1 protein-coding gene is annotated in these 240 nt (G+C 66.2%); it reads left to right on the top strand.

Going from position 1 to position 240, the window contains the following annotated elements:
- The coding region (locus tag ACM6IQ_RS23870) for a hypothetical protein (protein WP_414880003.1) at positions 1–240 on the top strand (240 nt) is incomplete at both ends.

Genomic DNA, 240 nt, shown 5'->3' on the forward strand with positions numbered 1-240 from the left:
CTGTGGAACGACGTTGCCGGCGCCGATGGCCCCTTGCTCGGCGGTGGCGTGGTCGGCGTGCGCGCCGGTTCGGACACTTCGACCCCGGTGAACGGCGGGCTCAACACCCAGATCAACGGCACTTACGGCTACCTGACCCTGGACGCCCAAGGCAACGCCGAGTACCACAGCTATCCGAACTCCGTGAACGGCCCGGGCGCGACCGACGTGTTCACCTACACCCTGCGTGATAACGATGGT

The sequence above is a fragment of the Pseudomonas sp. IT-P100 genome (assembly GCF_949767185.1).
Lineage (GTDB): Bacteria > Pseudomonadota > Gammaproteobacteria > Pseudomonadales > Pseudomonadaceae > Aquipseudomonas > Aquipseudomonas fluorescens_B.